Origin of the sequence: Haloarcula sp. Atlit-120R (genome assembly GCF_003665885.1) — an archaeon.
GTDB classification, from domain to species: domain Archaea; phylum Halobacteriota; class Halobacteria; order Halobacteriales; family Haloarculaceae; genus Haloarcula; species Haloarcula taiwanensis.
Genome location: NZ_QPLN01000003.1, coordinates 143914 through 162708, shown reverse-complemented (window position 1 = coordinate 162708; position 18795 = coordinate 143914). Strand labels below are relative to the sequence as shown.

Below are 18795 nucleotides of genomic sequence, written 5' to 3'. Positions count from 1 at the left end.
CATCGATGCCAGAGGAAAAGCCGACGGAACAGTCGGACGTAGCAGACGAGACGGAGTCAGAGACAGAGGAGGTGTACGCCTCTCGCAAAGAGCAGCGGTATCCTATCTCATCGTACACCCCGGTCGCATACGACAATCTCGAAGCGGCACCGGAGAGTGATGCCCATCCGGACACGGGAACAGGCGGGCGGTTCAGAGAACTCTCGTTGCCGAAGGTGCCGAAGCTCCGCCACGTCGTCGGCCCCAGCGCAATCATGCTCGGGGCGTCGCTCGGGAGCGGTGAAACGCTGTTCTGGCCGCATCTGGTCGCCAGCTACGGGTGGGGACTGTACTGGCTGTTCCTCGTGGCTGTCAGCCTCCACTTTATCATCAACACCGAGATACAGCGGTGGACACTTGCGACCGGTGAGAGCGTGTTTCGGGCGTTCGAGCGGGTTCATCCGGTCCTCCCGCTGGCCATGCTACTGGGCGGGTTCGTCAGTCTCGGCTGGCCGGGCTGGGCCGCAAGCGCCGCACGAATCGGGGCCGAAGGGCTCGCACTCGGTACGTATGACTTCGCCGGCGTCGACATCGTCGGCTGGCGACTGTTCGGTATCGGGCTCATGGTGTTCATCTGGATTACCTACCAGGTGACGCCGCTGATGTACAATGTCGTCGAGAGCCTCCAGCTTGTTCTGGTGGCACTGTCCATCGCGTTTACACTGTTGCTGTTCGTGCTCATCGGGTCAGTGGACGTGCTGTTTGGCGTTCCAGGAAGTCTGACAGAAGTCGGGGACTACTCGCCGGTCGGGACCATCGCCGTGCTGGTCGGGGCGCTGGCCTACGCCGGGGCTGGCGGCTACCTCAACCTCTCACAGAGCCTCTGGATACGCGAGAAAGGGTATGGAATGGGCCGGTATCAGGGCCGGATCAAGAACCCCTTCGCCGGCGACGACCCCGAAACCGTCCACGAAGACGGGTTCACGTTCACCCCGGACACGCAGAACCTCAAACGCTGGCGGGGCTGGTGGCGCGTGACACAGCTCGAACACCTCTTGACCTTCCTGCTTGGTCTCCTTCTGGTCACGACGATACTGGTCGTCATCGCCGTGTCGCAGGCACCGGGGACGACGAGTGACGCAGTAGATATGTGGCTCATCGAGATCGCGCCATCGGTCGGCGGGGTCACGACGAGCGTCATCTACGTCACGCTGTTTCTCGCCCTGTTCACAACCGAATACGCGATCATCGAGTCGTTCGTCCGGAACAGTTCCGATATTATCTACGAGCTGTACGGCCGAGAAGCGGGCTGGAGTCTGCCGCGGCTGTTCTGGGGATTGCTGACTGTCTTCTGTGGCTGGGGCGTGCTCATTCTCAGCCTGCCGATATCGATATCCGACCCCTTCGGACTCCTGGTCGTTGGGGCGGCGATGTCCGGGTTGTTGATGTGGCCCTACATCGTCATCGTACAGCTCGTCAACACGGTCCGGCTCCCGGAGCATACGATTCCGGGCTGGGGGCGCATCGTCGCGATGTGGGTCGCTGCCGCGTTCTTCGGCTATTTCAGCGTCCTCTTGATTGGCACGGGGCTGACGACACGACTGGGATTGCGGGTGTTCACCGTCCAGCCAGCCGTACTCGGCAGTGGACCGGGAGGGTACGTCCTCTGGGCAGTCTTCCTGCTCGTCCAGCTGTACACGATGTATCGAGTCGGACGTGCGAAGGTCGCGGCAGACGGAACGGTCGCTGATGCGGCCGCTGCGAAAGGGTGGTTCTCGTGACCGACGAACTCCGCGTCCACTTGCACTATACGATGCGAGGATCGTACCCGCTTCGGCTGGTCGACGTGTTGTTCTGTACGGAACGAGCCTACTTCGTCGAGTACGATTATCTTACCCCCGTCGACCTGGTGTTCGGATCGCCGGGTCAGCGGGCCGCCGCGTTCGCCTCACGGGTGGTCGAAGAGGGCGTCCCGGCGGCCATCGAGACAGCCGAACAGGTCGACACGCAGTCATACGACACACTCGACAGTGTCGATATCCACACTGGTGGCCGAGTCGGTCGGCCGAAAATCACAGCACGGCCCCGAACAGACTCCGCAACGACTCTTCGCGTCCACGGCCAGTTCGACGCCGAACCGTTCACACAGGCGCTTCGGTCAACGGTAGACGGGCACGACGTCACCGTCAGACAAAGGGACGGTATCGGGTTCTGACTGCAGACGGAGGTATCACCAGGCACCCGGTTACCGTATCGCCGCCGCGACCATCTCGATTGGGTGGGGCGGTTCCGCGTCGCCGTCGCCGAAATCGTCTATCTGAGACCGACAGGACGCGCCGGGTGCGACGACCTGTTCGGCCGGCGAGTCATCTATCTGGCCCAGCAGGAGGTCAGCGATGGCCTCGCTCATTGAGTAGTGTTCGGCCTCGTAACCGAAGGAGCCGGCCATGCCACAACAGCCCGAATCCAGCGGGTCCACATCGTAGCCGGCCCGCCGGAGGACGCCGACGGCGTGATGGTCCTTCTTCGTCGCCTTCTGGTGGCAGTGGCCGTGGTACGCTAGCGAGTCGCCAGCGTCACCGAAGGAGATAGCCTCCCCTAGCCGGTACGTGTCGATGTACTCGCAGACGCCGTACGTGTTCTCTGCGACGGCGTCGACGTCGTCGCCGGAAAGGAGGTCCCGATAGTCGACCTGGTACATCACCGCGTCGGAGGGTTCGATAGTGACAACGTCCCAGCCCTCACGGATTCGCGGCGCGAGCGCGTCCACGTTTGCCCGTGCCGTCTCGCGAGCGTGGTCCAGCATACTCTTGGAGAACGCGGGCCGACCGCTGTCTGTCACGTCGTCTGGCATGACGACGTGGACGCCCGCCGCCTCGAGCACTTCTACGGCCGCTTTCCCGACATCGGGGTGGCTGTAGTTCGTGTACGGGTCGGCGAGCAAGAGCGCCTTCCGGTCGGCTCTGCTCGCCGCGACAAGCGCCCCGCCGCGGTCGGCCCACCAGTCCCGGAACGTGGTCCGGTGGAAGGCGGGCAGGGTGCGCTCTTCCGTGATGCCGACCGTTTTCTCCATGAGACGGCCCGCCCCCGGCAGGTCCATCAGCCAGTTCGACACTGGAGCGAATGCACTCCCGAGCGAGAGCACCGTCTCGACGTTGGCGAACAGCCGATCTCGCAGTGAGATGCCCTCGCGCTGGTGGTGTTCGTGGACCACCTCGGCTTTGAGCTTCGCCATGTCGACGCCGCTCGGACAGTCCTTCTTGCAGCCTTTACAGCCGATACAGAGGTCCAGCACCTCGGTGACGAACTCCTCGTCGGTGGGGTCGTCGGGGAGGTCACCGTCCATCGCCGACCGGAGCATGTTGGCCCGGCCGCGGGTGCTGGTGATTTCCTCCTCGGCGGCGCGGTATGTCGGACACATGACGCCGCCGGTGGTCTCCTGGTGGCCGGTACAGCCCGCACACCCGTGACAGAGTTCCACCATCCCCTGGAACCCGTTGTCGTTGTCCCACTCCAGCGTGGGCTCGAAGCCCGCGTCGAAGGCGTAATCGGGGTCGTACCGGAGGTCGTCGGCCGGGTCGTGGTCGCCACAGATGTTCCCCGGGTTCAGCCGCCAGTCGGGGTCGAACGCCGATTTCAGGTCGCGGAACGTTTCCCAGAGGTCGTCGCCGTACAGTTTCCGGTTCCACTGGGTCCGGGCGCGGCCGTCACCGTGTTCGCCGGAGACGGAGCCGTCGTACTGGACGACGAGGTCCGTGATGGCGTCGGAGATGGCCTCCATGGTCTCGATACCGTCCTCGGATTTCAGGTTCAACAGCGGCCTGATGTGCAGGACGCCGGGGCCGGCGTGGGCGTAGTAGGAGGCGAAGGTGTCGTGCTCGTCGAACAACTCCCGGATATCGGCGACGTACTCCGGGAGGTTCTCGGCCGGGACCGCCGTGTCCTCGACGAACGGCCAGTGCTTGTCGTCGCCCGTTCGGGACAGCAGAATCGGCAGCCCGGCTTTGCGCATCTTCCAGAACTTCGCCTGCCGGTCCGCGTCGTACGCCTCCAGCGCGTCGACAGCGTGAACAGGGGCGTCGGTGACGGAAGCGGCCCCGTCACGCGGCGATTCTCGTGCTTCGTAGCCCGGAAGCCGGTCGGCGAGCAGGTCGGCGACTTTCTGGGCCCCGTCGTCTGGCGAATCGGCGTAGAACTCGACGAGCAGCGTCGAGTCGGTCTCCTCGGGGAGCATGCCGACAACGTCAGCGAACTCCGGCGTCTCCGCCGCGAGGTCCAGCAATACGTCGTCCATCACCTCGACGGCCGAGGGGTCGTGGTCCAGAATCGGGTCGACATCCCGCATCGCCGAGATGATATCGTCGTAGGTCAGCATGGCGACGGCCGTGGCCTCGGGGACGGGTTCCAGCGAGACCGTCGCCTCCGTGACGACCGCCAGCGTCCCCTCGCTCCCCGCGAGCAGACGGGCGAGGTTGACCTCGCCGCGCTCTCTGGCGTTGTCGACCAGTTCGTCCAGGTTGTACCCGGAGACGTTGCGCTTGAGGTCCGGATACCGGGCGTCTATCGCGTCGGCGTCCTCCGAGATGATCTTAGCGACTTCGGCGTAAATCCGGGTTTCAAGATCGGCGTCGGGGCCGGCCTCGGCCGCTCGCGCTTCGAGGTCGTCGACGTCGACCCAGCCGAAGGTCGTCCGGGTGCCGTCCGCGAGGACGACCTCACACTCTTCGATATAGGCGTCTGTCTTGCCGTATTTCAGCGAGTGCGCGCCGGTCGTGTTGTTCCCGATTGCACCGCCGAGAACGCTCTTGTCCCCCCACGCAGGGTCCGGCGCAAACTTCAGGCCGTGGGGTTCGAGTCGGTCGTTGAGTCGAGCAATCGTGATGCCTACCTGCGCACGGACCTGTTCGGCCTCCGGGTCAACCGACAGCGGTTCGTCCATGTGCCGCTTGAAATCGAGGACGACCGCCTCGTTTACCGACTGTCCGGCGAGACTGGTCCCGCCGCCCCGTGGGAGGACCGGAATATCCTCCTCGGCGCAGTACTCCATCACCGCGACCACATCGTCGGTCGAGACCGGCGAGACGACGCCGATTGGGAGCTGTTCGTAGGCACTCGCATCGGTCGCGAACAGTTCCCGGGTGTACGCGTCGAAGCGTACGTCGCCGTCAACGCGGCGCTCTAAGGCCGCAACGAGGTCCGGCCGGTTGACGCTGTCGCCCTGGTAGTCGTAGTTCGCGCTCGGGTCTGTCGCCGGGTCGTGCTGTTGGGGGGGTCGGGAGTCGTATGCCATGAGTAAGAACGGAAGAGGAGTCGAGTTAGAACGCGCCCGGTGCCACGACGTAGGCCAGGATGAGCGTCAGTATGCCCGTGAACACGCCGTAGTACAGTACCGGAATCAGTTCGAGGCGGATGACGCGTCCCTCCTCGCCGATGAGGCCGACCACGGTGAGAGCGGCCACGACGTTGTGAATCGCGATGAGGTTACCGATTGCGCCACCGACCGCCTGTGCGGCGACGATGATCTGCGTCGGCGCACCGATCTGCTGGGCAGCCTGGAACTGGAACAGCCCGAACAGGATGTCGCTGACCGTATTCGAGCCAGCGATGAACGCGCCGAACGCACCGATGAAGCCCGAGAAGAACGGGAACATCTGGCCGGTCGTGTTCGCAGTAATCTCCGACAGCAGTCCGAGCATCCCGGAGTTGATCGGCGCAGTCTCCAGCACGACGGCACTGCCGGTCCGTTGCATGATCATAACCGTGGCAACTGCGAACCACAGCGCGACGACGGCTGGTGCGATGTTTCGGAGTGCCTCACTCCACGAGGCTTTGATACCGTCAGTGTCCATCCCGTGGAGCGCGTAGGTGATCACCGCGACCAGCACGAAGAGGCTCCCGGGGAGGTAGAACAGTTCGACGCCCTCCGAGAACGGCGTGCCGAGGATGTTGTTCCACATAAGAACGCCGGTGGTCGCCAGGAACTCCTGAACCGGACCGACGACACGAGTCACGACGAGCAGCGCAGCCACGAGGAGGTACGGCAGCCAGGCCATCCCCAGCGACATATCCTGCGAGTGAGATTCTTCGAACGTTGCCGTGCCACCGTCGGCTGCAACCGTGCCTTCCCGGCTGTCGCCCGTAGTGGTGCCGACACCCTCTCCGGGTTCGATGCTACCGATCCAGTGGTCCGGCCACTGGTCCTGTGGACCGAAGTCCCACTCATCGTCGGGAAGGAAGTAGCCAGCTCGGAGCGTCGTCGTAACGACGAGGAGCCCGACCATCGCACCCAGCAGTCCCGGGAACGTTGGACCGAGGAAGTACGCGGTCGCGACGTAGGGAATTGCGAAAGACGCCCACGCGAAGAGACACAGCGGCAGGACTTCGAGCGCGGGCTTAATCGACCGCTCTTCGCCGAAGAAGCGGGTCATCATCGCCACGCCGATAAAGGGGATGGCGATGCCGACGATAGCGTGGATTATCGCCGCCCACACACCGATTTGTGCGACGTACGCGCCGACGCTCTCGAAGCCGCCCTGCTGGACCACCTGCTGTGCCGCACCGGTCCCCTCAGCGAACACCACGTCGCGGAGACCGATAATCAGCGGCGTACCGACCGCGCCGAAGGTGATTGCGAGGATGTTCCCCGTGAGCGCGACGACCACGGCGGCGAGCGGCGGGAAACCGAGGCCGACCAGCAGCGGGCCGACGATAGCCGCTGGCGTCCCGAAGCCGGCTGCACCCTCAATGAACGACCCCATGAGGAAGACGAGCAGGATGACCTGTACGCGCCGGTCGTCGCTAATCGAGGAGAACCCAGCATTGATCACCTCGAAGGCACCGGACTGTTTCAGCGTGTACAGGAGGAGTATCGCCCCGAAGACGATAACAAGGATTCTGGTCGCTGTCAGCGCGCCACGTATCGACGCGGCGGCGATGAGCGTCGGCGACATCTGCCAGCCGACGAAGGCGGCGATAGCCGCCACCGCCCACGCGATTGGCATTGTCCGTGTCGCAGGCTGGTACAGGCCAACCATCAGCACCGCAATCGTCGCTAGCGGGAGTAGTGCCATGAGCACCAGTGTGTGCTCAGACATCGCGCGTCACCCCCGAGAAACGATGGCGGGCTCTCATTTCGGAACCACCTCGGTACACAGCTCTATCGCTCGAAACCTTCCGAGACAGCGGTTTCTGATGGAATGCATCAGTCACGTCGTCTAGCAGGGAGTATATATACCTATCTACTGTTTACATTATAGTCTATTCAGATTAGCGTCGAAACGGGAGCGAGAGACGTTGATACAACAAAAATCAGGGAGTGTTTTGTACAAACCTCCGAAATCGGATACAGTCGTGTGTATCCGGTATAGCAGTTCTTTACGCCGGGATTTCACTCGACTGTACTCTTGGTGAAGCGCCATACAGTCGTCTGTATTTGACGGTTTCAGAGCGACATTCGCGGTCCTGTGGATGGGGTTGGAGATCGAGTCGCAGTGGCGCTCAGCGTCGGGGTCGTCATAGCCACTGTCGAGCGGAGCTGGCGCGCGCTCGCGAACCGGACACGCAGCGCTGAGCTACACAGAGAGGTATCTGAGGTGCACAGCGGTACTGTAGAGAGTCCCTCAGCGAACAGTCGCGGAGACGAGACCGTATCGCGTTCGCTCGTCGTACGGATTGCCGCTTGGCGAACGCCGTTACGGCGGAGGTGGAAACCACGAGTATGACACGCGTCACAGTCTGGAACGAGTACGTTCACGAGCAGGAACACGAAGCAGTCGCAGACCTGTACCCCGATGGAATTCACGGCGCTATCGCCTCAGCCCTGGAAGAGCGCGGATTCGACGCGGAAACCGCGACACTCCAAGAACCCGAGCACGGTCTCACCGAGGATGTACTGGCAGAAACGGACGTCCTTACCTGGTGGGGACACGCCGCACACGACCAGGTCGCTGACGAAGTGGTCGCCCGGGTGAAAGAGCGGGTCCTCGACGGCATGGGACTCATCGTCCTCCACTCGGGCCACTACTCGAAGATATTCCGCGAGCTGATGGGGACGACCTGCAGCCTGAAGTGGCGCGAGGCCGCCGAAACCGAGCGGTTATGGGTCGTCGAACCCGGCCATCCAATCGCCGATGGGGTCGGCAAGTACATCGAACTCCCGGAGACCGAGATGTACGGCGAGCGCTTCGACATCCCCGCGCCGGACACGCTCGTGTTCAACTCCTGGTTCGAGGGCGGCGAGGTGTTCCGGTCGGGCTGTTGCTACCGCCGCGGCGCAGGTCGTATTTTCTACTTCCGGCCGGGCCACGAGACCTATCCGATTTACCACGACGAAGCTATCCAGCAGGTCCTCGCCAATGCCTGCGAGTGGGCCGCGGCAGGGGACGGACCGGAACCGTCGTTTGGCAACGCCGACCCCATCGAAGACATCGACGAAAGCGACGAGCGGTCGGTCCACTGATTTCAGCCTCGCGTACAGCCGAATCGTGTGTAACAGGTGTTTGATTTCGTTCTATTACATTGTATACGCACAGCAATGGACTCGATGCGGTCACTGTGGAAACACGGGCTGTGGTTTCGCTCGCCACCGTTCAGCACTTCCTGTGTGCTCTACATCGAGCTGTATTCCCGTCTGAAGTGTCGATTCGGGGCGGTCGAACAGCGGCTCAAACGATGTCCCGACCGGCGACAGCACTCGCCATCGGTACGCGCCCCAGTGCGTTCCGACTCGAATACGACACCATCGCCAATAGAATCGGTAACGACAGCAGGCACGGCACAACACCGGTCAGCCTGCTCGTGATACGTATATACCGTCCTGCTGGCGAGTCGGCAATCAAGGACCTGTGTTCTCACGTCGCAGAACAGCAGGGTCCGTCGAGACACTCGTTACAGCGTTCAGCATCGAGAAACACGTCATCGAACGCAGCGATGGCGTCAGCGGGACTGTCAACATGGTCGATACGCCAGAGGGCGTTTTCAGTCACGGTACACGTGGCGTTCCGAAGTCGTACCCTCGGATACTCCTGAAACAGGTCCATCACTTGATCAGCACCCGCAGCGAACCTGAGGGTGAACGCGACCTCCTTCATACCAGCTTCACGGCTCTGTGATGTCATAGTGAATCAGTGGATAATGCTAGCTGTCGTCTTCAGAACCTCAGACCGGCTGTAGTGGCTGGTATCGGTCGCAGTAGCGTAGAGTACGCACTTGGGTAGAGTCAGGAGATGTGAGGTTGCCTATCGTCGAATACAGTCTGTGTTCGCCGGCCAGTGTCCAGCGACACAGTGTCCGGTGGGTAGTAGTGAGATAGGCCTGCCCGAACTCGCTTCGAGGCCTATGCTTCGGGGCCGAACATCTCGTCCGCGTCGGCGGGGGTATCGAAGTCGTGGAAGTGCTCTCCCTTCTCCTTCGTGAGGATATTCAGCGCTGCGGCCGCGCCGTCTCCGGCAGAGATGACGGCCTGCCACTCCTCGGCTCGGACCATACCCCCCGTCGCGTAGGCGTCGTTGACGCTCGTCTCCATCGTCACGTCCACGTCAACGGTATCCTCGTCGGTCATGTCACAGCCGAGCGACGCAGCGAGGTCACGGTTGGCCCCCGTCGCGAGGACGAGATACGCCGCTTGGTACGTGTCATCTTCGGTGGTGACCTCGAATCCGGCGTCAGTTTGCTGTACGTCGGTCACCTCTGTACCCTGCTTTCGGTCGACGCCGAAGCTATCGACCTGTGACCGGGCGGTTTCCATGAACGCGGAGCCGTCTTGGGACCCGACCCCGAGATAGTTGAACAGGTGTGCTTTGTGCATCCACGTCCCGTCAGTGTCGAAGACCGTCGTCTCCAGTCCGTTTTTTTGTGCGAACAGTGCCGCACTCAGGCCGGCGGGGCCGCCGCCGACAATGTGAATGTCTGTCATATTTCTACATTTCTATTCGCTCACTGGTAATTGTTTTCATCCAATGAAAACGGCCAGTCGGATTTGGTGCGCAGTATGAGAACGGTTTTGCACAGCCGACCCGAAGCACGCCCATGCGCGCAGCCATCTACCGTGGCCCTGGTGAGATTACCGTCGAAGAGGTCCCCCGACCAGAGATTGAATCGCCGACCGACGCGATTGTACGCGTGACCCATACCGCTGTCTGTGGCTCCGACCTGTGGTTCTATCGCGGCCAGAGCGACCGTGAGGAAGGGTCACGCGTCGGCCACGAACCGATGGGTATCGTCGAGGAGGTCGGCGACGATGTGCGCTCTGTCGAACCCGGCGACCGGGTGTTCGCCCCGTTCGTTATCAGCTGTGGCCGGTGTGAATTTTGTCGGAAGGGCCTGCATACGTCCTGTGTCAACGGCGATTCGTGGGGCGGCGAAAACGGCGGCGGGCAGGGTGAGTACGTCCGAGCGCCGGAAGCCGACGGGACGCTGGTCCGCGTTCCCGACCGTCACGCCGACGACGAGGACACGCTGGAAGCGATTCTGCCCCTGACAGATGTTATGGGCACCGGCCACCACGCGGCGGTGAGCGCCGGTGTCAGTGAAGGCGACACCTGTATTGTTGTCGGCGACGGTGCCGTTGGACTGTGCGGGGTGCTGGCGGCACGCCGCTTAGGTGCAGAACGCATCATTGCGATGGGCCACCACGAGGACCGCCTCGAACTCGCCGAGTCGTTCGGTGCGACAGAGACCATCGCCGCACGCGGCCAAGAGGCCGTGGACGCCGCGGACGACCTGACAAACGGCGGGGCAAACCACGTCCTCGAGTGTGTCGGTGCGGCTTCAGCAATGGAGACTGCCATCGATGTCTGTCGCCCGGGCGGGACCGTCGGCTACGTCGGCGTCCCGCACGGGCTCGATGACTCCGGGCTAGATATGTTTTCGCTGTTCGGCGATAATATCGGGCTCAACGGCGGCGTCGCACCGGTTCGTGCCTACGCTGACGACCTGCTGGCCGATGTGTTGCAGGGCACGCTTGACCCGTCGCCGATCTTCACGAAAACAGTCGATCTCGACGGTGTTCCCGAGGGATATCGGGCGATGGACGAGCGCGAGGCGATCAAGGTTCTCGTCAAGTTGTAGTCGGTCTGTGGTGACTGACAGTCATGCGAACCGCGGGATGATTCGCTAAACGGTACGGCTAGTTCTAGACGACTCACACGGCCGAAGCTCCGGCACAAACGATGTGCTCCTGTGGCGAGTTCCCCGTAATCGACAGACCCAGCTAGACGAGCTTTCCACACGAACGACAGCGCGGGCGGTCAGCCGAGGGGTCATACGCCAGCGCAACGTCGTTGCAATGACGGCAGTATCGGTCGGAGCCAGTGGTGTAGGAATGCGTGTTCCCTTCGTGTACTAACATATGTGAGATGATGGCATGGTGGTATAAATTCTTTCTGGACAAACAGACTGTTATACCCTTATATACCATATATACTGGCAGTGATTGCTATAGTTGTAGACCATTCATCCAGATATGTGGGTATCGATCTCAATACAGTTACGCAAGCCGGTTCTAAGAGTGTGGGGGAGAGCGGTTAGATTTCGCCGTTGATGATGGCTGCCACTCGCTGTCGGTCGAACAGTTGCTCCTGGTCCGAGGTAGTACCGAGGCCGTGCCACTCGCCGAACGTCTCAGGGTAGAACTGTTTGGCGGCGGCTTCCGTCTGAAACAGATTAATAATTGGTCCCTGATACGAAGTCCCACCGCGGTAGAGTCGGTCATTCTGAACCGCTGAGAGTTGCTGACCAATAGGGTCTTCTCGCATCGTGGCCATTCGGTCCTCGAACTCCTCGGTCGAAACGTGCGAGAAGCCGTACTGGAACAGGAGGATGTCGGGGTCGACATCGAGGAGTTGCTCGTAGTCCCACTCGGCGTAGCTCCCGTCGATAACTTCGTCGAACGCACCGCGCATCCCAAGGTCACGGTACTGCTTGTGCCCGTTTCCATCGTGGACGGGATAAGCGTAGAACGACCCGCCTTCGAAGTCGGAGTTGATCGAGAGCAGACCGACTGTTGGCCGTTCGTTTTCAGGCGGCAGCCCGTTATTGATTTCAGTGAGCAGCGAATCGTGGAGGTCAGCAAACGCCGCGTAGCGTTCGCGTTCCTGGAACGCATCGGCGATTCGGTCGAAGGCCTCGTACAGCGAGTAGTACCGGTAATCGTGCCAGTCGTCGTTCCGTCGCCGGATGCTGTTCCCGACGATCGGGCCGATGTTGGTTCTGACCTCAGTGAAGTCCGAATCGGACCAGGTGTCGTCAAGCACCCGGACGAAGTTCGGGTCAAACAGGTGGACATCAGAGTCCATCTCGTAGAAGGCCTCTTTGCCGATACTCCCGTCGCGCATCAGTTGTGGAATATCATCGAACGTCACGTCGACGTTCGGGATGGCGTCGAAGAACGCCATCGGCCAGTTCTCAGTGAATATCAGCCCCGCAAGACCCTCAAGTTGCCCCAGCGCGATAGCCATGTCCCCGTAGGTGCTGAAGTAGGCCATCCACCGCTCAGGAGCCGAGTCGAACTGTACCTCGCCCATCGGCTCCATCGACACCGTGTACGAGTCCGCTGCAGTCGGTGTCGTCGCGTCGGGGTTTGCAGTAACTGTCGACGCGTCACTGTCTGTCGATTCCGGCGTCGACTGTGAGTCGGCATCGCCGGTACAGCCGGCGAGCAGCCCACCACTGATGACCGCCCCGCCGTATTTCAGATAGTCTCTGCGCGTTCGTGCGTCGGTTGTCGTGTCGTTATCACTCATGCTTCAAATGCTCCGTTGATGATGTCTGCGACCCGCTGGCGGTCGAACAGCTGTTCCTCGGGCGGAATCTCAGGGTACGGCCCCGAAGTGTAGGTCGGCCACTCGCCGAACTGCTCGGGATACAGTTGCTTAGCCGTCATCTCCAGCTGGAAGAGGTGCAGTATCGGGCCCTGATATCTCGCCCCCTGTGGGTAAATCCGGTCGTTCTGTACGGCCGTAATCTCCGACCCGACCGGGTCAGATTTGAACGCTTCCCGTCGCTCCGGAAGGCTCGTACTCGGTTCGAACCCGCCGAGGTGCAAGATTACATCCGGGTCGGCCTCAAGTAGGGTTTCGAAGTCGACCACAGAGTTCGTTTCGACCGACCCCTCGAAGGCGTCTCGTGCCCCGAATGGGCGGGTATGCGCGGTCAGGAATCCGGGGTTGTCAAGCGTATAGGCGTAGATCTCGTCGAGGTCAGCCGCGGCGAGCATCACTGCCGACGGCCGCTCCGACTCGGGCGGCAGATTCGCGTCGATAGTCGAGCGCATCTCGTCGTGGATCGCCGCAAGCGCCTCGTAGCGGGCCTGTTCCTGAAACGCCTCGGCCACGAGTTCGAACTGCTCCCAGAGGGTGTAGTACTCGTAGTCAGCCCACCCGGACGGGGGTTCGGCGTGCCGGTCGCTCAGTGAGTTGCCGAACCATGGTGAGACGTTGGTGGCGACCTCCTCGAAGTCCTCCCGGTCCCAGTTGTCCTGTTTGGCGATCCAGGCCGGGTCTGCCAGATGGATATCGCTGTCCAGTTCGTACAGTTTCTCCTTGCTCGGCTTCCACGAGGAGTACAGTCCGGTCCAGTCCAGCGACACCCCCGGAAGTCGGTCGACGAACTGGTTCCAGAGCCCGTTATAATATTCAGGGGCGTGCATTGCCGTGACGGTATCCCCACGCCCCAGCGCGAATGCCATGTCGGCGTGGTGTGTGAGCCGCGTAAAGACGGTCTCCGGTGGCGAGTCGAAGGTCACCGCTCCCATCGGTGACATCGACACAGAGTACGAACCGTCGACCGTGTGGGTGTCCGTCTCCGCTCCGGACGCCGTTTCTGTGGCCCCCTGCTCGGCGTCACTGGTACATCCCGCAAGCAACCCGGCGGTGAGAACCGTTCCCCCGTACTTCACATACTCTCTCCGCGTCGGTGTCTCGGCGTCTGTAGCGTCGCCAGCCATTGTTTTAGGCTGACCTAAAAAACATATAATTGTTCCGATTTGCCGACCCAGAACAGTCGATAGCAAACGCCGTCTAGCGTCCGTTTCAAGATTCCGTCATTCTAACCGCGGTGGCAAGGTGGTCTCTGTAGCTCTATTCGGCAACGACTTCCTCAGCACGGTCCGAGTCGGCAGAATCGTCACCAGCAGTGTGTTCGTCACCGTCGTGGCGGGGACGGATCGGATTCACGCGTGGGCCGTGTGGCGTGGCCGTGACCTCTGCTTCGATCTCGAAAACGTCCGCGAGTAGTTGTTCGGTGACGACATCCTCTGGCCGTCCCCGTGCCTGAATCTCGCCGTCTTTGAGTGCGACCATCCGGTCGGCGAGGCGAGCCGCCTGCTCGATATCGTGCAGGACGACAACGATGGTAATGTCACTCTCGTCCCGGAGCGTTTCGATTATCTCCATCACCTCAAGCTGGTGGTGCAGGTCGAGAAACGTCGTCGGCTCATCGAGCAACAGCACGTCGGTGTCCTGTGCAAGGACCATTGCGATCCAGGCGAGCTGTTTCTGGCCCCCACTGAGGCTGCCGACTTCGCGCTCACGGATGTGTCCACAGCCGGCCAGATCAATCGCCCGCTCGACAGCAGCCTCGTCTTCTTCGGTGACGCTGTCGAAGAACCCGCGGTGTGGGTAGCGACCGTGATACACCAGATCCTCGACCGATATGCTGCTCGGCGACGTACTCTCCTGAGAGAGGAGGCCGAGTTTTCGGGCAATCGCTTTGGTCTCAAGCGTCTGGATGTCTTGTCCGTCGAGCAGTACAGATCCGGCGTCGGGTTGGAGCTGATTTGCGAGCCCTTTCAGCAACGTGCTCTTGCCGGACCCGTTCGGGCCGACGAGCGCTGTCACGGCCCCCGGTTTAGCGGAAATCGACTCGCCGTCGATGACCGGGTCATCCGCACTGGAGTACGAAAGCACCACATCGTCGCCGACCAGCGGCCGGTCCCGGCGGGCTGACTGGGGCCCAGCAGCGGTGTCGTTGGTCGAGGCGATACCGTCCGAGTTCGAGTTGTTCTGTGGCATTAGATCTCACCCATCTGTTCCTGTCGCCGCATCAGATAGAGGAAGTACGGGCCGCCGACGACGCCGGTAACGACGCCGACCGGAACCTGCGCGGGGTTCAGGGCCAGCCGCGCACCGACATCTGCGACGACCATCAGCGCCGGCCCAACGAACACGCAACCGATGAGGAGCCGGCGGTAGTCGCTCCCGACGATGAGTCGGACGATGTGAGGCACTACGAGGCCGAAGAACCCGATGATTCCCGCGACGGAGATCGCCGTGCTGGCCGCCAGAATGGCGACTCCAGAAAGCAGGAACCGAACCCGCTCGACACTCATCCCGAGCGAGCGCGCGGTCTCCTCGCCGAGCAGGAGGAGGTTCAGTTGGCGTGCGCCGGCCAGCGCGAGTAGTGTCGCAGCCATCGTCGGGATGATAGCGATTCGGAACTCTTCCCAGCCGACGCCGGTAAGCGAGCCGGTAATCCATGCCAGTGCTGACTGAACAACGCCCAGATCGTCGGCGAAGAAGAACAGTCCCCGCTGGAGGGAGGTAAACACCATGTTGACGATGACACCGGCAAGGACCAGTCTGACCGGGCTCGTTCCGCCCTTCCACGCGATCATATACACAAGCAGGAACGCGATGGAACCACCGACCGCGGCAAACAGCGGGAGGAACGGGGCGAGACTACTGAACAGAACGAGGGTTAGCAGTACAGTGAGCCCCGCTCCGGAGCTCACGCCCAGGACAAACGGACTTGCCAGCTCGTTTCGTGTCACGGCCTGGAATATCGCTCCGGAGACGGCGAGACACATCCCCGTAAGCACCGCGACGATGACCCGCGGCATCCGGATGTTCCAGACGATGAGTGTCCGTTTCGGTAGTTCGGGGAGCTCGGCACCGAGGAAAAACGACTGCCACGCCTGAACACTGAACCACACCTTCGGATCGAACACGGCCTGCCACGCCTGAAGGATTGTCATCGAATACGCCCCGAAGCTCACCTGGAGCAGGCCAGCCCCAAAGGCGACGGCAATGCTTGCGACACACAGTCCGAACAAGGACCCATCGAGGGTGTCGAGCCAGGATCTGGCTTGCGACCACGCATCGGTAGCGCCCTGTGTCTCACTGGCCATTACTCGCTCACCTCCGCACGTCCGTCGCTCGCGTCGAGGTAGTCCCGGATTGTTTCGTCGTCTATCGCATCGAGGACAGCAGTCTGATCGAGCCCCGAAACGACCGCTTCGGGGTCAAGGTAGCCCGCTAGTGTTTCCTGCCCTGTTTCGGTCCGGGCGGCTATTTCGTCGGGCGTGATATACGACGACCGGCGTTCGTCGATGACCGCCTCACGGACCCGCTGGAACCGCTCCGACTCCGGCGCAACGGGGGCGTCCTCGGCGTACCGGTCGTCGAAATAGTCGACCCAGGTCGCTCGATCAGTCCATTCGTCGTCTAGCTCGGCCTCGCGACGGACCCAGTCCACACCGTCAGCGACAGCCTCCCACCAGCCGTCGTCTATTCGCACATCCGCGATCACCCGGCGGGCGACCCGCGCGCCCCGGCCGGCTGCAATGATCGCCTGCATATCCGCTTCGTCGGACGGTGACGCCACGTAGAGACCCGGAACCGGTGTCGTGCCGTCCGCGTTGGCATACTCACGGTCGAAGGTTTCGCGTTCCTCGCCGTCGTGTTCGTACGTCTCGAACATCGCCGCGTCGTCGTCTAAGCCACGCATGTACTCGCCGTCGTAGCGGGTCGCCGCGATGACACGACGAGTCGTGGCCGTCTCCCCCGCCTGCGTCTGGACTACGAACCCCTCCCCCTCATCGGTTCTGTCAAGCGATTCGACCAACTCGGAGACGACGGTACAGCCAGCGGTCTCAGCATGGTCCTGAATGCGGTCGTACAGCGTGTCGATGTCAATACCGGCCGGGAAACCGAGGTAGTTTTCGAGGTAGGCACAGCGCTTGAGCGACGACCGGCCACAGTCGTAGATTGCCGTATCGAGGTCCGCTCTGGCCGTGAACACACCCGCCGCACACCCCGCCGGACCGCCCCCGACAATAATGACATCCCGGTCGAAGGTCGTCCCCGTTCGGTTCCCGACTGTCACCATAGTCACGACGCTCCGTTCGGTATCCGTGATATCGACAGCCGGCGCGGCAGTTCAGCGGTGTCGATCAGTGCGTCCAACATACTGTTTAGGGCAGCCTAAATGGATAAAGCGTTTTCGAATTTTAGGCAGACCGAACAATATGTGTGTCGTTCACAATTTCCACCAGAGCGGCACGTCCGGTGTGGTCGCTCGAATAGGACGATTTCTCGACCGACGAGCGGCCAGCGGGAGCAGACTCACCGCTAGTAGCGTCAGTTGCCGGTCGCCACTCGAAGTTCGGGAAAGTATCGACCGTGGAAATCAAACGGGGCTGCGTGGGGAAGCGATGCTCTGGCGCGCTCTTCGAACGTCTGGCCGTCGAGTACGAGCAACCGGGACTGGTCGTCTGCCGCGTTCAGCGCAACGACCAGCACCACGCCGTCATCCTCGGTGTCGCCGTCTGGTGCGGGAACAAACACCGGCTCACCGAAGTAGTCCCCACCGTCGTCGAACGTCTCGACAGCACCAGTGTCAGTGTCGAGTTTCAGCACACGACGGGCCCACTCGGTAACGGGGGTGTCCATCCCCATCGCGTACACGTAGCGGTGCGGGCGACACCACCGCGACGGTGAGACAGTCGGAAGTGCGCTGCCGTCGGGGTACAACATCTCTCGCGCCACCGTCGCGTCGGCAGGGCCGTAGCGGGTCACGCCGCTCCCGGTACCGAGAGCGACAGTGAACCGCTCGATGCGGCCGACGATAGCTCCCATCTCGCCCGCACGAAGGTTATCCAGATACAAGGAGTCGATAGTCGTCGCGTCGGGTACTGTTTCGAGATCGAACACGAGTTCCCTGCCGCCGGCTCGCTCGAACGCGTTGACGTGGTGGAAGCCGAACACGGCGTCGGTGACCGGCTCGGCCACGACCGTCCCGGTAGTCCGGTCCATGACGATGATTCGAGTCCCGCGGTCGGGGTCCCACTCGAACTGCTCGATGAAGGGCGCCTGCCGGCCGGGCTTGAGAAACCGTCGCGGGTCGAGTCGGAGCGGGAACTCCGTCAAGACGACGTACCGGGGCGTAAGCGCGAAACTGTGCATGTACGCCGGCCGGTCGGTGTCGACGCTCCCGACGTGTCGTCGGGTCCCGTCGGGCGACATTGCGGTGACGTGGTACTGGCTGGTCCGTCCGAACGCCGTTTCGACGTTGACAAGGACGCCGCTCGTCGGGTCGCGTTTAACATGGGCACAGGAGAGGTGGCCGGTCGGCACGTCGTCGTCGTGTTCGAGGTGACCTGTCGTTTCGAGCGTGTTCGGGTCGAAACGAACCTTCCGGGGCGATTCAGTCAGTGCGAGGTACTCGTCGCCGAACCGCTCGGCGATGATGTTCGTGTTATCGTAGGGGTCGGTCAGGAACGTAGCCAGCCGCGAGCGAAGCGTCGTCTCGCCCGTCGCAAAGCCGCCCTCGAAGTTGCCACTCGTCGCCGCCCTGTACGCGTCCGTCCGGAGGAAGCGGTTCCGATAGTGTACCGCGTCAGTGTCGGGGTCAAAGGTAAACCGGTACAGCATCGCGAACCCGTCGAACCAGTGGTCGACACTGCTACCGTTCGGGAGGGAGAACGCGCCGGGCCCGTTCCGGATGAGGCTGCCGCGGAGCCAGTCCGGGAGGTCACCGGTCACGGAGATGGATGCCGCCGTCTCATCATACAGGGAGTGGAACCCGGGGTGAGAAGCCATA

At 62.1% G+C, this 18795-nt stretch carries 14 protein-coding genes; 4 read left to right on the top strand and 10 right to left on the bottom strand.

Translation table 11 applies throughout. The features are described from left to right. The first annotated feature begins 5 nt into the window (after window positions 1-5). Both DVK01_RS12605 and DVK01_RS12600 read left to right on the top strand, forming a co-directional pair. Window positions 6-1760, top strand: coding sequence for an Nramp family divalent metal transporter (locus DVK01_RS12605; RefSeq protein ID WP_121536973.1), 1755 nt, complete (start codon window positions 6-8; stop codon window positions 1758-1760). Beyond that, complete coding sequence (locus DVK01_RS12600) at window positions 1748-2194, top strand: hypothetical protein (protein WP_101351729.1); 447 nt, start codon at window positions 1748-1750, stop codon at window positions 2192-2194. The genes DVK01_RS12605 and DVK01_RS12600 overlap by 13 nt, the downstream gene beginning before the upstream one ends. A 30-nt stretch (window positions 2195-2224) precedes the next feature. On the opposite strand, the gene DVK01_RS12595 is transcribed toward DVK01_RS12600, so the two are convergent. Next, a complete protein-coding gene (locus DVK01_RS12595; protein ID WP_121536971.1) occupies window positions 2225-5269 on the bottom strand; it encodes an FAD-binding and (Fe-S)-binding domain-containing protein in 3045 nt (1014 codons plus the stop codon). A gap of 25 nt (window positions 5270-5294) precedes the next feature. Further along, window positions 5295-7073: an L-lactate permease gene (locus DVK01_RS12590; protein WP_101351727.1), complete on the bottom strand. Its 1779-nt coding sequence runs from the start codon at window positions 7071-7073 to the stop codon at window positions 5295-5297. Between the two features lie 623 nt (window positions 7074-7696). Here DVK01_RS12590 and DVK01_RS12585 point away from each other — a divergent pair. Next, the gene (locus DVK01_RS12585) at window positions 7697-8437 is read left to right on the top strand and encodes a ThuA domain-containing protein (RefSeq protein ID WP_121536969.1); all 741 of its coding nucleotides are present in this window, start codon (window positions 7697-7699) and stop codon (window positions 8435-8437) included. A 391-nt stretch (window positions 8438-8828) separates the two neighbouring features. Here DVK01_RS12585 and DVK01_RS22560 read toward each other — a convergent pair whose 3' ends face one another. Beyond that, window positions 8829-9068, bottom strand: a complete 240-nt coding sequence (locus tag DVK01_RS22560) for a hypothetical protein (RefSeq protein ID WP_233562775.1) — start codon at window positions 9066-9068, stop codon at window positions 8829-8831. 245 nt (window positions 9069-9313) lie between these two features. Continuing rightward, window positions 9314-9892, bottom strand: coding sequence for an FAD-dependent oxidoreductase (locus DVK01_RS12575; RefSeq protein ID WP_121512536.1), 579 nt, complete (start codon window positions 9890-9892; stop codon window positions 9314-9316). 113 nt (window positions 9893-10005) lie between these two features. Here DVK01_RS12575 and DVK01_RS12570 point away from each other — a divergent pair, with 113 nt between their 5' ends. Next, the gene (locus DVK01_RS12570) at window positions 10006-11046 is read left to right on the top strand and encodes a zinc-dependent alcohol dehydrogenase family protein (protein WP_121536967.1); all 1041 of its coding nucleotides are present in this window, start codon (window positions 10006-10008) and stop codon (window positions 11044-11046) included. A 455-nt stretch (window positions 11047-11501) separates the two neighbouring features. Here the strand turns inward: DVK01_RS12570 and DVK01_RS12565 are convergent, their stop codons facing one another. The 6 genes from DVK01_RS12565 to DVK01_RS12540 all read right to left on the bottom strand — a co-directional run bounded on the left by DVK01_RS12565 (window position 11502) and on the right by DVK01_RS12540 (window position 18794). Continuing rightward, window positions 11502-12719, bottom strand: a complete 1218-nt coding sequence (locus DVK01_RS12565) for an ABC transporter substrate-binding protein (RefSeq protein WP_101351723.1) — start codon at window positions 12717-12719, stop codon at window positions 11502-11504. Then, a complete protein-coding gene (locus DVK01_RS12560; RefSeq protein WP_101351722.1) occupies window positions 12716-13921 on the bottom strand; it encodes an ABC transporter substrate-binding protein in 1206 nt (401 codons plus the stop codon). The genes DVK01_RS12565 and DVK01_RS12560 overlap by 4 nt, the downstream gene beginning before the upstream one ends. Window positions 13922-14054: 133 nt before the next feature. After that, window positions 14055-14987 (bottom strand): ABC transporter ATP-binding protein, encoded by a 933-nt coding sequence (locus DVK01_RS12555; RefSeq protein WP_121536965.1) that lies wholly within the window; start codon window positions 14985-14987, stop codon window positions 14055-14057. Beyond that, entirely contained in the window at window positions 14987-16102 is a 1116-nt protein-coding gene (locus DVK01_RS12550) for an iron ABC transporter permease (RefSeq protein WP_101351720.1), read from the bottom strand. The genes DVK01_RS12555 and DVK01_RS12550 overlap by 1 nt, the downstream gene beginning before the upstream one ends. After that, entirely contained in the window at window positions 16102-17082 is a 981-nt protein-coding gene (locus DVK01_RS12545) for an NAD(P)/FAD-dependent oxidoreductase (protein ID WP_101351719.1), read from the bottom strand. Before DVK01_RS12545 ends, DVK01_RS12550 begins: the two co-directional genes overlap by 1 nt. Before the next feature lie 251 nt (window positions 17083-17333). Beyond that, the gene (locus DVK01_RS12540) at window positions 17334-18794 is read right to left on the bottom strand and encodes a carotenoid oxygenase family protein (RefSeq protein WP_101351718.1); all 1461 of its coding nucleotides are present in this window, start codon (window positions 18792-18794) and stop codon (window positions 17334-17336) included. Window position 18795: the final 1 nt, after the last annotated feature.